We start from the raw sequence: 13,221 nt of genomic DNA on the forward strand, positions 1-13,221 counted from the left end.
CGCGGGCGCGCCGAGTGACCAACCGGAACCCGCGTTGATCCGGTGCGCCTCGGGCACCTGCGTCGTCATCGGGTGACGAGTGGACCGCACAGTGTAGGGGGTGGATCGAACACGAATTCCCTTGGCGTGGAAGGGCCCGCGCCGATCACGCGGGCGGCGGCAGCGGAGACTAGGTGCGGCGTGAACCCGCCGTGCGGCGGGGGAGTGCCGCCAACCCCACGGCGACGATCGCCACCACGGCGGGCAGCTGGGTCCACAGGGAATCGCCCATATATCCGGCGGGGGAGCGCCAGGGGCCGGTGGACAGGGCGGCGGCGGAAATCGCGGTCGCCACACCGGCTATCGGGGCGAGTGCGCGGGCGGTGGGCAGCGGGCGGAAGTGGTAGGCCGCGAGTCCCAGTGCGGTGAGCACGATTCCGGTGGGTCCGGCGATCAGTCCGGTGCCCGCGAGGAGGGCGACCGCGCTCAGGGTCCGGCTGTGCCAAGTGCGTGGGGCGGGGCCGTCATCGCGGGCCGGGGTGCGTGCGCCGCGGAAAGCCAGCAGCACCAGGGGAATCAGCAGCAGCAGGCCGCCGAAGATGGCGAGTCGGTACCAGCGGTCGGCGGGGAAGGAGATGGTGATCGGGCCGTCGGTGCCGGGCGGTACCAGCCACGCCTGCTGCCAGCCGTCGATGACCAGCGGCTCCAGGGTGCGGCCGTCGGCGGTCTCCGCCTGCCAGCCGACGTTGGTGCTCAGGGGCAGGACCAGGACCCGCGTTCCGGCGGGGGCGCGGACCGCGCCGGGCGCTGCTGTCGCATCGGTGCCGGCATCGGCGCCGGGGTTGGTGTTCGGTGGGGATCCGGCCCCCGGTTCGGAGTCGGCCGGATTCGCGCTGCCTGGTGAAACGCCGCCCGCATCACCGCTGCCCGGTTCGGCGCGCCGCAAGCGCAACTCGTCCACGGTGAACAGCGGTGTCGGAGCGACGGTTACATCGACGCGCCCGGCCATGAGATCGAGGTTGGTCCCGCCGTCCGCGGCGTCGACCGGCAGCTCCTCGTCGAAGGATGCGCGGCCGTCGTTCGCGTTGTTCAGCGCGGAGCCGCCGTCGGTCTCGGCAGACACTTCCGGGTCCCGGGCCTCCGCCTCGTCGACGGGCTCCGGCTCCGGCGCCGCGTTCGCGCGGGCCGCCGCGACCTCGTCGGCGGTGCACACGCGCGCGGGAAGCGGCGTGCCGGAACGGAACTGTGCGGCGGTGCCGGTCACCGAGGTGTGCAGCGTGCGCCCCGCGGCGGCCAGGGTCGGCCCGTGCGCGCAGTCGATGGTGAAGAGCTGATCCGGGCCCGGCGCGGCCGGGTACTCCGGTCCGAGCACGGTGATCTCGGCGATGCCGGCCGGCTGTTCCTGCGCGAAACCCAGTGCGGTGCGGTCGAGTACCGCGTCCCAGGTCTGAATGCTCACCTCGATGCGATCGGTGACCTGCGGGTACAGCTCGATGCGCGTGGTGGTTCCGGCGGCCGGATCCACTTCGCGCACCTGCGGTCCCGCACCGAGGTTCACCGAGACCGAGGTGGCGTGCGCGGGCAGGTCGCCGCGCGAGGGCGTCAGTTCCAGCCCGGTCACCAGCGCGGGCGCGGGCAGATCGATGGTGAGCGTCGGCTTCGCGCCGGCCGGGGTGCGGACGGTGGTCTCGGGCGCGATCCAGCTGGTGCGCGGGTCGCCGTCGGTGGCGGCGAGCGCGGAGCCGCGCGGATCGCCGATGTCGGCCTGGCCGTGGGCGAAGGGCCGGGCCGGGTCGGTGAGCAGCCGGTCCAGGTCCGGTCCGGGCCGGGCGCGGACCAGGAGTTCGGGGGTGACGGCGAGCGGATCGGGCACGGTCAGGGTGCGTTCGAAGAGTCCGGGCTCCTCGGCCGCGAGCGCGAGCGCCTTGCTGCATCGGACCCGGTCCGGTGCGTCGAAACAGGCACTGCGGCCCGGGAATTCCTGGCCGAGCGCCCAGCCCTGGATGCTCGCGCCGGGCGGGGTGGCGGGCAGGACCACCCGGTGCCGGATGTCGACCCGCGCCGGGTTCTCCCGATCGGCGTAGTCGAACAGCGACAGTTCGCTGATGCCGAATTGCCCGCCGGCGCTGCCGTTCTCGGTGCTCTTCGCGGTGATCTTGATCCAGTCGGTGCGGCCCGGCGGCAGGGACACCGACACCGGCGCACCGGGTTCGGTGACGCGCGCGGCGACCGTGCCCTTGGCGGTGGCGACCTCCAGCCATTTCACCGGACTGCCGATGGCCGCCGCGCTGGTGGTCAGGCGCAGCACCGGGGAGGTGATGGGCTGCTCCAGATCCAGCCGGAGCCACTGTCCCAGCGCGTGTTCGGTGCCGTTGCTGATCCACGCGGTCGCGGGATCGTCGTCCACCACCGCGGCGGTGGAGCTGCCGGGCGCGGCCCCGCCTAACTGGGTGGCGTCGCCGGCGGAACTGGATACCGTCACGGTGGCCCCGGACCATTCGCCGCGCACGAGTTCGGCGCCGGGCACGGCGTAGTCGGGCACCAGGTTGTGGGTGCGCCGGGGGTCGCCGGGCGCGCGCACCGCGGAGTTGTGATTGTCGACCCGGCCGAAGTCGGTCTCCCGGTCCATGGGCGTGTCGGTGATGGTGACCGCTTTCACCGGCAGTCCCGCGCGGGCGGCGTCGGCCGCGAGCAGCGCCGGTCCGGGGGTCGCGGCGGGGTCGCGGCGCAGGCGTTCCAGGGCTTCGGGCCCGCCCTGCACGACGGGCAGTCCGTCCAGCGCCGTCAGGTAGGCGCCGGGGAACGAGTCCGGTGCGCCGGTGCCCGCGCGCAGGTCGGCGGCGTCGCCGACCGGTCGCGGATCCACGCGGTAGATCTCGACGGGTGGGTACTCCGGCCGCAGGTCCTCATCGGCCACCAGGCCCTCGATGTACCCGGTCTCCACCGGATCGCCGAACTCGGCGACCTTGTGCAGACCGGGCGAGCCCTCGATCGTCTGGTGCGCGAGCATGGGCCGGGTGGACCGCGAGGTCTCGGGGTCGAGATCGTTGCGCAGCACCAGGATTCCGATGCCCTGCGCGGCCAGGGTCGCCGCCAGCCCCGCCGACGGGCGGCCGTCCGCGAAGAGTCGCTGCACCGAGTCCATGGCGCGAATGGCGCCGGGTGGATTGAGCGGCACCGCGTCGCGCACCGCCCACGGGGTGTCGGCCAGCGCCTGCAGCGGCTCGTCGCGGGTCAGCCCCCAGACCTGGGAGCCGAACGGCGCACCGGGCACGATGAGCGCGCGGGTGTCGGATGCGTTGCGGGACAACCACTGCGCGGTTTGCTTCCAGTAGCCCGGTACCTCTTCGTACGCGCCGCTCGGCGCGAGCTTGCCGGTCCAGGCCAGCGAGGTGGACAGCGTGAGCGCGGTCAGCACGAGCGCGCCGACGGCCACCATGCGATTGCGCTCGGGGTGGGCGAAGGCGTTGCGCCACACCGGCATCGGAACCGACGCGGGCAGCGGCACCCGGCTCAGCAGGTGGGCGAGCCCGAGTACCAGCGGCAACCGGATGAGCGGTTCGAGTTTGTGCACGTTGCGCAGCGGCGCGCCGCCGGAATCCAGGAAAAGCCGCACCTGTTCGGCGAACGGCCCGCCCAGCGCGCCCGCGTACCCGGCGCAGATGCCGACCAGCCCGACGCACAGCACCAGCGTGAGCCGTCCGCGAATCGGCATGGAGCGCATGGCCAATCCGGCGATCCCGGCGGCCGCGAGCATGCCGGTGGCGAGTACCGCGGCCGGCTGGGTGACCAGCACCGCGCCCGCGATGCGTTCGGGTGAGACGAACGGGGTCCAGCTGTCGGTGCCGCGCAGCACCTCACCGAGCGAGGCCCACTGCGTGGTGACCCCGGAGGATTCGATGTAGTCCAGGAAGGGCGGGCTCACCTTGCCGAGCAGCAGCAGCGGGACGACCCACCAGAAGGTGGCGAGTACCAGCAGGGGAATCCACGCCCGGGTGAAGCGCCACCAGGCGCGGTTGGGGCGGTAGGACATCCAGAACAGGGCCGCGGGCAGGAACGCGGCGGCGGTGGCGACGGCGTTGACCGATCCCATGAGCGCGAGGGCGAGGGCGCTGCCCGCGGGGGTCGCGGCGCCGCGCCATCGGGACGCCCGCGCGTGGTCGTCCGGGGTCTCCGGTCTGGATTCGGCGGTGCTGTCCGGGCGCTTCGCGCGCAGGCTCATGCCCAGGGCGGCCGGCGCCAGCAGTACCCAGGGCGCGAGCATCATCGGCAGCGTCTCGGAGGAGATGGAGCCGAGGGTGGTCAGTACCCGGGGGGAGAGTGCGAAGGCCGTGGCGGCGATGATGCGGGAGCCGCGACTGCCGATCCCCAGGATTTCGCAGAGCCGGATGATGCCCCAGAACCCGGCGAGCAGCAGTAGCGCCCACCAGATGCGCTGGGTGACCCAGGCGGGCAGGCCGAGCAGGTGCCCGAGGGAGAAGAACGCGCCGTGCGGGAAGAAGTAGCCGTACGCCTGGTTCTGCACCTGGCCCATCGGGGCCTGGCTGCTCCACAGGTGGGAGGCGCGTTCGAGAAAGCCGAGTGGATTCTGCGCGAGGTCGTATTTGGTATCGGCGACCGTGCGGCCGGGGGCCTGCAGGAAGGTCAGCAGGAACGCGGCGAGAAAGGTGCCGAGCAGCCAGCGGCGGCCCAGCGGTTCAGTATTCGGCGACCGGTCCTCGGCCGGACCGGTCGCGGCTGTTGGATCTGAGGTCGGCCGGTCAGCGGGCGCCGTACTCAACGTTGTTGAGCAGCGACGAGGACGGGTCGCCGCCGTTATCGATCTCCGGGCGCGTGTCCTGCGAGGCCGCCATCGTGATGACCAGGACCGCGGCCAATCCGATCAGGGCGCCACCGGCAGCGCTGGCCACACCGGGAACGGCAAACTTCATCGCGGAACTCCCATACATCGACGCATGCGTAACTCGAGCAAACCTAGCAGACCGCGCCCGCTTTGCCCCGGCTCCGCCGCCCCTGATCTTGGTCGCCAACATTTCAGTTGCTGCCCCCCGCTGCAGAGATGCAGGTCACATCCCGTTTTGCGGCGTTGCGGCCGATAGCGCGGATCGGTCGGCAAGAAATGCGCAGGGGTCGGCAAGAAATGCGCATCATCTGGGCGGGCGGGTACACGGTCGGCAAGAAATGCGTGGGTCTTCCCTGGACTGGTCCGTCTCGGGTATCTAGGCACGGCGCGTTTGGCCCTTCGGGCGACGGGCACGCATTTCTTGCCGACCAGGTAGCCGCCGACCGACGGTTCACCGCGCATACGAAGCCGACCAGCTACTCCGGTACCGCGCAGTGCAGGCCGCCGAGGAAGGTGCGGAGCTTCGCGGTCGTCTCGACCAGTTCGACCTGCGGGTCCGAGGCCGCGACGATCCCGCCGCCGCCGAAGGCGCGCAGGGTCAGACCGTCGGCGGCGAGCTCGGCCGAGCGGATCGCGACCACCCACTCCCCGTCGCCGTGCGCGTCGCACCAGCCGACCGCGCCGCCGTAGAAGCCGCGGTCCTCTTCCAGCTCGACGATGGTGTCCAGGGCGAGGTCGGTGGGTGTGCCGCAGACGGCGGGGGTCGGGTGCAGCAGGACGGCCAGGTCGAGTGCGGTCGGGCGGGGTTCGCGCAGCCGCCCGGTGATGTGGGTGGCCAGGTGCCAGACCTCGGGGGTGTGCAGCAGTTCGGGTTCGGCCGGGATCGTCAGCTCGGCGCAGACGGGGGTGAGCCGTTCGCGGATCCAGTCCACGACGTAGGCGTGCTCTTCGCGATTCTTGCTGCTGGCCAGCAATTCTCGGGCCTGCGCGGCGTCCGCGTCCGAGTCGGCCAGGCGCGGCAGCGTCCCGGCGAGGGGGCGCAGCGTGACGCTGTCGCCGCGCCGCGCCACCAGGACCTCGGGGGTCGCGCCGAGCAGGGTTTCGCCCGTCCGCCCGGCGGCGGTCAGGTCGACGGCGAACACGTGTGCGCGGGGATGCCGCGTGACCAGGTGCGCGGCAACGACTTCCGGGTCCAGCGGCGCGTCCGCGGCGGCGAGCAGCGAGCGGGCGGCCACCACCTTGCGCAGCGGCGATTCCGGATCGCCCAGCTGGGCAACGAGTTTGGCCACCCGTGCCAGGTGCTCGCCCGGATCGGGCAGCTCCGTCACCACGCGCACGGGCGGCAGCGGGGGCAGCGCGGCGGGCCGCCAGGGTCCGGCGGTGTGGGTGTGGTGTTCGGGCGCGACCAGCGCGGCCGGGCGGCGCGGATCGAAGGGCAGGGCGCCGGTGATCACGGATGCGGCGCCCGCGCGCAGAGCCGCTGCGGCGGCGCTCGCGTCATCGAACGCGGCGCGTACACCCGTGGTGCGAACGACGCTGTCCGGCGTCGCGAGCAGGAATCCGTGCATGATGCCTCGACCATAGCCCGCGCGCGATGCGCCGCGGCCGCCGAGCGACGCACGTCTCAACGTGCGCCGCCGCCGCTCTCAGCGCGCCGGTTCGCGCCCGGGCGGTACCAGCAGCACCGGCCGGTGACAGTGTTTGAGCACCGCGTCGGCGACGCTGGAGTGCAGCAGCGCCCGGATCCCGGTCTGCCCCCGCGTGCCCGCGACGATGATGTCGACGTTCAATTCGTCCGCCACCTCGACGATGGCGTTCCAGATGGTGGTGGTGCACTCGGCGGTGCGCGCCTCGGCGTTGAGCCCGGACAGTTTGGCCAGACGCACGCCCTCGGTGTTGATCGACTTGGCGTCGGTGTAGGCGACGTCCTCGATCTCGTCGTCGGGCATCCATTCGGGCTGCATGACCCCCGACAACCCGGACAGGCGAGCGGTCTGGCGCACCATGGGCTCCCACGCGGTGAGCACGACGGCCTTGTCGGCGGACAGGAAGCGGCCGGCGTATTCGACGGCGCGGCGCGCGTTCTCGGACCCGTCGTAGGCGATGAGCATCAGATCACAGGGCATTGCGAACCTCCTGGTGGGAAGGCATCCACTGCCGAGGTTACCCCGCTTCGCGGTCCGTACGCGGACCTCGAGCCGCCGTGCCGCGTCGCGTCAGTCCACAGTTTGCGAACGATTCACCCATTCCTGTGGCGGGATCCGCGACCCCGGTTTTCACTGACTGTGTCGGCATGCCGCCGGCAATCGACTTCGCTGGTACCGATCAGCCGTCGCTGGAGCTGTGCCGAACGAGGGGTGGAGTGTGCGGTTGGACGAGCTGACGACGCCGCAGGAGTGGGCGCGGGTGTATCGCTCGCTGTTCGGTCTGCCGCATGTGCACGTGACGACGCCGGGGTTCGTGGTGCTGCCCCTGGTGGATACGATCGCGGCCCTGAACACCCCGGAATCGTTGGGGGCCTTGCTACTCGACGAGTTGACCACACGTCGCGTGCCGTGCCCGGTGCTGGTGCGCGAGCGCCCGCCGCGGCGTACTTTCCTCTGTGTCTTCGACGGTTACCCCGGCGCCGAGTACCTCGAGCGCATGGAACGCGCGGGCGTCGACATCGGCCCGCATCGCAGTAACGTCATCCTGCCCACGGGATTCGGCCGTCACACCCACGAGGGCCGCTGGTGGGCGCAGGCCCCCGAACGCGATGCCTCGCTGCCGCTGCTGTCGGAGGTGCTGGACGCCGCGGGCACGGTGTTGTGATCGCCGGACCGTGCCATGACGCCGGGGCACGGTGATCGGAGTCCGCCGACCCGAATCCCTCGGTCCCGTGCGCTGATTCGCCCGCCGAACAGCGAAAAGCGGTGCCCGGCCCGGAAATCCGGATCGGGCACCGCCCTCGTGCGTACCGTGAAACCCCGTGCGGGGCGCGGCGTCTAGCGCTCGACGATGGCGACGACGCCCTGGCCGCCGGCGGCGCAGATGGAGACCAGCGCCCGGCCGCCGCCCTTCTCGGCCAGCATCTTCGCGGTGGAGGCGATGATGCGGCCGCCGGTGGCGGCGAACGGGTGGCCCGCGGCGAGCGAGGAGCCGTTGACGTTGAGCTTGCTGCGGTCGATGGAACCCAGCGCGCCGTCCAGGCCCAGGCGCTCCTTGCAGTAGGCGTCGGACTCCCAGCCCTGCAGGGTCGCGAGCACCACGGAGGCGAAGGCCTCGTGGATCTCGTAGTAGTCGAAGTCCTGCAGCGTCAGGCCGTTTCGGGCCAGCATGCGCGGCACCGCGTAGGTCGGGGCCATGAGCAGGCCGTCGGGGCCGTGGATGTAGTCGACCGCGGCGACCTCGGAGTCCACCAGGTAGGCCAGCGGCGAGAGGTTGCGCGCGGCGGCCCACTCGTCGGTGGACAGCAGCACCGCGGACGCGCCGTCGGTGAGCGGGGTGGAGTTGCCCGCGGTCATGGTGGCGTCGCCCAGCTTCACGCCGAAGACCGGCTTGAGGGTCGACAGCTTCTCGATGGTCGAGCCCGGACGCAGGTTGTCGTCGCGGGTCAGCCCGAGGAACGGGGTGATGAGGTCGTCGAAGAAACCGCGGTCGTAGGCGGCGGCCATGTTCTTGTGCGAGAGGTAGGCCAGCTCGTCCTGCGCGTCGCGGGCGATGCCGAATTCCTTGGCGGTGATGGCGGCGTGCTCGCCCATCGACAGCCCGGTGCGCGGCTCGGCGTTGCGCGGGATCTCGATGCCGACCATGGACGGGCGCAGGCGGCCGACCAGCTTGGCGTAGTCCTTGTTGTTCTTGGCGCGGTTGGCGTCGAGCATCCACTCGCGCATGGACTCGCTCACGCCGATGGGGGCGTCCGAGGTGGTGTCGGTGCCGCCGCCGATGCCGGATTCGAAGCGGCCCAGCGCGATTCCGTCGGCGACGGTCTGGATGGACTGCAGGCCGGTGCCGCAGGCGAGCTGCAGGTCGTGCGCGGGGGTGTACGGGGACAGGGTGGAGCCGAGCACGCTCTCGCGGATCATGCCGTGCTCGCCGACGCGCTTGAGGACCGCGCCGCCGACGACCATGCCCAGGCGCTCGCCCTGCAGCCCGAAGCGGCTGACGAGGCCGTTCAGCGCCGCGGTGAACATGTCCTGGTTGGAGGCGTGCGCGTACTTGCCGTCGGAGCGGGCGAAGGGAATCCGGTTACCGCCGAGGATCGCGACAGGCTTGGCCTGCTTGGCGGACTTGGCCGCGGGCTTCGCCGAACGGGCTTTGGTGGTCACTCGAGTCTCCAGTGTCTCGTCGGGTGGATGTCCGCACTCGCACGGTCCCGCGGGACCGGCAGCAGTCGGTTTACATTAAACTTACTCTGGAGTAAGTTAGTTTGTCGACACCGTACCCCGCAAATGTGCGCAACACCGCCCCCGGGGCCTGGACAAGAGAAGGTAGGAACTGTGGCAGCCAGCAAGAGCAAGGGCGCTCCCAACCTGTACGGATCTTTCATTCACTCCGCGCCCGGCGCGTTCCTGGCGAGCAAGCTCGGGCTGCCGCAGCCGGAGAGCCTGCGCCGCTACGTCGCGGGCCAGCCCGCCCTGCCGGGTCCGGTGCTGATCGGCGGTAAGGGCCGCGTCGCCGACGCCGCGCGCAACCTGCTCTCGGCCGACTACACCTTCGTCGACTCGGTCACCCAGGGCGTGAAGTTCGGCGCGCTCGTGTTCGACGCCACCGGGATTCGCACCATCGAAGAGCTGCAGCAGCTGTTCGAGTTCTTCCAGCCCGCGCTGCGCAGCCTGTCCGGCTCCGGCCGCGTCGTGGTCATCGGCACCACCCCCGAGCTGACCGCCTCGGTCGACGAGCAGATCGCCCAGCGCGCGCTCGAGGGCTTCAGCCGGTCCATCGCCAAGGAACTGCTCAAGGGTTCCACCGGCAACCTGGTCTACGTGCACCCGGAGGCCGCCGCGACCGCCACCGGCGTGGAGTCCACCCTGCGCTTCCTCCTCTCGGCCAAGTCCGCGTTCGTCGACGGCCAGGTCTTCCGCGTCGGCAAGGACGACGCCGTCGCTCCCGCCAGCTGGGACAAGCCGCTCGAGGGCAAGGTCGCGGTCGTGACCGGCGCCGCCCGCGGCATCGGCGCCACCATCGCCGAGGTCTTCGCCCGCGACGGCGCGACCGTCATCGTCGCCGACATCCCGGCCGCCGGCGAGGCGCTGTCCGAGACCGCCAACAAGGTCGGCGCGACCGCCCTGGCGCTGGACGTCACCGCCCCCGACGCCGCGGAGAAGCTGGCCGCCTTCGCCACCGAGCGCTTCGGCGGCATCGACATCGTCGTGCACAACGCCGGCATCACCCGCGACAAGCTGCTCGCGAACATGGACGAGGGCCGCTGGAACTCGGTCATCAACGTGAACCTGGCCGCGCCGCACCGCATCACCGAGGGCCTGGTCGCCTCCGGCGCGCTGCGTTCGGGCGGCCGCGTCATCGACGTGTCCTCCATCGCGGGCATCGCGGGCAACCGCGGCCAGACCAACTACGGCGCCTCCAAGGCCGGTGTGATCGGCATGGTCAACGCCGAGGCCCCGAAGCTGGCCGAGAAGGGCATCACCATCAACGCCGTCGCGCCCGGTTTCATCGAGACCGCGATGACCGCCGCGATCCCGCTGGCCACCCGCGAGGCCGGCCGCCTGATGAGCTCGCTGCTGCAGGGCGGTCAGACCGTCGACGTCGCCGAGACCATCGCCTACTTCGCGTCCCCGGCGTCGAACGCGGTGAGCGGCAACATCGTTCGCGTCTGCGGCCAGAGCCTGATCGGCGCGTGATGAGCCAGACCATCACGCTCGGCGAGGTGCCGAAGAACTCCAGCCTGTTCGTCAAGGCCGCGCTCGGCGCGGTCCCGGTGCCGGGACTGTCCAACCGGCCCTCGACCCTGCCCGACCGGGTCGTGCGGCTGGAGGGCTTCAAGGTCGATCCGAATCACCTGGCCGCCTACTGCAAGGCCACCGGCCTGCGTTTCAACGATTCGCTGCCGCTGACCTACCCGTTCGTGCTGAGCTTCCCGCTCGCCATGCAGCTGGTCGTCGCCCGCGACTTCCCGTTCGTGGCGGTCGGCGCGGTGCACGCGAAGAACGTCATCGAGCGCACCCGCGAGATCTCGGTCTCCGAGCCGCTCGATTTCCGGACGCACATCGAGAACCTGCGCGAGCACCCCAAGGGCCTGATGGTCGACGCGATCACCGAGGTGAGCGTCGGCCGGGAGCAGGTGTGGCGGCAGGTCACCACCTTCCTGCACCAGCAGCGCACCTCGCTGTCCGGCGGGCCCAAGCCCGAGCCGGTCCCGGACGAGGTGCCGCCGGCGCCGCTGCGCGCGCTGCGGGTCGATCAGAAGACGATCACCCGGTACGCGGGCGCCTCGGGCGACCACAACCCGATCCACACCTCGGGTCTGGGCGCGAAGGCCTTCGGTTTCCCGAAGCCGATCGCGCACGGTATGTGGTCCGCGGCCAACATCCTGTCCAACATCGAGGGCCGGATTCCCGAAAAGGCCACGTACGAGGTCAAATTCGGCAAGCCGATCTTCCTGCCGTCCACGGTCAACGTGTACGCGGACAAGGTCGAGGGTGGCTGGGATCTGGCGCTGCGGAACCCCAAGAAGGGGTTCCCGCACCTGACCGCCACCATTCGCTGATCGATCGCCGCGGCACGGGGACGGACTCTCCGCGCCACGGCGATCGACGCGCCGGGATTCGTCCCCGCCGCGCCGATGGCACACCGAGGCCATCGGCGCAGGTGGGGAGTGGCGACATCGAGACAGATGCGCCGACGACCCGGGGTCGCGCTGTGCGGGTGGTCACCGATCGACCACGAAGCACTCGAACCACGGGTATGGTTCGGGCCGCCGACAGCGTCGGCCCCACGGGGTGGGGCGAGAGCCGCGCACCGATTCACCACCGTATGTCGCCACGCAGGGGTTTCGACATCCGGAACGGGGAGCGGTGTGCGGCTTTTACGTGTGCGGGCGTGCCCGTCAGCAGTCGCAGCTACAGCAGCAGCCGTCACCGCAGCAGCAACCGTCGCCACAGCAGCAGCCGTCACCGCAACAGCCGCAGCCGTCGCAGCCGCACTCGGCGCAGTCGCACCCGCCGCGATTGATCCAGGAGTCCTTGCGCCGCCCGCTGCACGGGCGGGTGTGCTCGGAGCAGCACGCGTAGCCGGTGCAGTACTGGCCGAGGATGATGCCGATGCCCTCCAGCAGGGACGGCCCGCCCGGCCCGGCGTGGTTGGTCACCGTCGCCGGGGCGATTCCGGTGATCGGCAGCAGCGCCGCCGCCTCGACCTCGAAGACGGGATGGTTCCCGGCCTCCTCGGTGGCGCGGTGCGTGCCGCAGGCCCGGGTACCGCACACGTGCGCCGCGCCCGCGCCCAGCTTGCGAACGACGCCGCGCAGCGGATCGAGCAGCATCCACCGCACCGTGCCGACACGCTCCAGGCCGACGCTGGTCAGCGCGGACAGCAGCAGCGAATTCGATTCGCGCAGTAGGGCGTGCGCCTGTTCGGGCGTGGTCCCGGTCGCGGCCAGCGGATTGAACTTGCCCGCGGCGACATCGCGATCGAGATCCTCGATGGCATCGGCCAGGTGCGCGATCCGGCCGAAATGCCACCCGGCGGTGCGCAGGGCGTCCGCGTTCTCGGGACGGCCGGCCAGAATCGCGGTGTGCGCGAACAACTCTCCGGCGCACAGCTGGGTGGGGGCGGTCAGCCGCAGCAGCGCTCCCTGGTCGGCCGGTCCCGCGTGCACCCCGTGCGCGGCGGCGGCCTGTTCCAGCGCGGTCTGCGATTCGATGGCCGCGACCAGCGGTGCGATGTCGAGGCCGATGCCCGCCGCCGCCCGTTCGGCCTGCGCGTGCCAGCGACCCGACACCCGGGTGAGCGGGCGGGCGGTCCCGCGCGCGGTGTCACCGTCCGCGACGTGATCGCGAATCTTGGCCGCGCCCAACAGCAGTGAGGCGGTGGTCGCGAGCCGGACGCCGGGCGAATCGGCGGGCGCGACACTCGCGCGCCGCATGCCGCGCAGCGGGCAGGGTCCCGCGCCGGTGCGGGCGGTGGGCGTCGTCTGCTGCGCCTCGGTGAGCACCCCGAGCACTATGGCGTCGGTGTTGGTGGCCGCGCGGGCGAGCTGGCCGTGCCCGTCCCGCAGGCCCAGGCACAGCCCGCACATCTGGGTCTGCCATGACCCGGCGTCCATGCCGTATTTTCCGGCGCCGTGCAGACAGGGTTTGAGCAGCCCGAACATGGTGTATCCCCATCCCCGGCCGGTGCTACCCCGGCCGTCCCGCGACACGATTCCGATCGAAACTGTGGCAGGTGGCGGTGCCCTCGGC

The 13,221-nt window shown here is 71.5% G+C and carries 9 protein-coding genes; 3 read left to right on the plus strand and 6 right to left on the minus strand.

The window, feature by feature from the left end; genetic code table 11:
- Positions 1–169: 169 nt before the first annotated feature.
- From ACWIGI_RS22585 to ACWIGI_RS22600, 4 genes are all read right to left on the minus strand, one after another.
- Positions 170–4,759: an alpha-(1->3)-arabinofuranosyltransferase domain-containing protein gene (locus tag ACWIGI_RS22585; RefSeq protein WP_454204420.1), complete on the minus strand. Its 4,590-nt coding sequence runs from the start codon at positions 4,757–4,759 to the stop codon at positions 170–172.
- Entirely contained in the window at positions 4,740–4,910 is a 171-nt protein-coding gene (locus ACWIGI_RS22590; RefSeq protein ID WP_454204421.1) for a DUF2613 domain-containing protein, read from the minus strand. The genes ACWIGI_RS22585 and ACWIGI_RS22590 overlap by 20 nt, the downstream gene beginning before the upstream one ends.
- A gap of 388 nt (positions 4,911–5,298) precedes the next feature.
- Positions 5,299–6,390, minus strand: a complete 1,092-nt coding sequence (locus ACWIGI_RS22595; RefSeq protein ID WP_454204422.1) for an isochorismate synthase — start codon at positions 6,388–6,390, stop codon at positions 5,299–5,301.
- A 78-nt stretch (positions 6,391–6,468) separates the two neighbouring features.
- Positions 6,469–6,948, minus strand: a complete 480-nt coding sequence (locus tag ACWIGI_RS22600) for a universal stress protein (protein ID WP_454204423.1) — start codon at positions 6,946–6,948, stop codon at positions 6,469–6,471.
- Between the two features lie 238 nt (positions 6,949–7,186).
- Between ACWIGI_RS22600 and ACWIGI_RS22605 the strand changes: the two genes are divergently transcribed.
- Positions 7,187–7,633, plus strand: coding sequence for a hypothetical protein (locus ACWIGI_RS22605; RefSeq protein WP_454204424.1), 447 nt, complete (start codon positions 7,187–7,189; stop codon positions 7,631–7,633).
- 173 nt (positions 7,634–7,806) lie between these two features.
- Here ACWIGI_RS22605 and ACWIGI_RS22610 read toward each other — a convergent pair whose 3' ends face one another.
- A complete protein-coding gene (locus tag ACWIGI_RS22610) occupies positions 7,807–9,129 on the minus strand; it encodes an acetyl-CoA C-acetyltransferase (protein WP_454204425.1) in 1,323 nt (440 codons plus the stop codon).
- 171 nt (positions 9,130–9,300) lie between these two features.
- Here ACWIGI_RS22610 and ACWIGI_RS22615 point away from each other — a divergent pair, with 171 nt between their 5' ends.
- Together ACWIGI_RS22615 and ACWIGI_RS22620 are read left to right on the plus strand one after the other, a co-directional pair.
- Positions 9,301–10,662, plus strand: a complete 1,362-nt coding sequence (locus tag ACWIGI_RS22615; RefSeq protein ID WP_454204426.1) for a 3-oxoacyl-ACP reductase — start codon at positions 9,301–9,303, stop codon at positions 10,660–10,662.
- Positions 10,662–11,528, plus strand: a complete 867-nt coding sequence (locus tag ACWIGI_RS22620; protein ID WP_454204427.1) for a MaoC family dehydratase — start codon at positions 10,662–10,664, stop codon at positions 11,526–11,528. Before ACWIGI_RS22615 ends, ACWIGI_RS22620 begins: the two co-directional genes overlap by 1 nt.
- Positions 11,529–11,867: 339 nt before the next feature.
- Here ACWIGI_RS22620 and ACWIGI_RS22625 read toward each other — a convergent pair whose 3' ends face one another.
- Positions 11,868–13,133, minus strand: a complete 1,266-nt coding sequence (locus ACWIGI_RS22625) for a DUF5685 family protein (protein WP_454204428.1) — start codon at positions 13,131–13,133, stop codon at positions 11,868–11,870.
- Positions 13,134–13,221 lie beyond the last annotated feature (88 nt).

The sequence above is a fragment of the Nocardia sp. NPDC055321 genome (assembly GCF_053645575.1).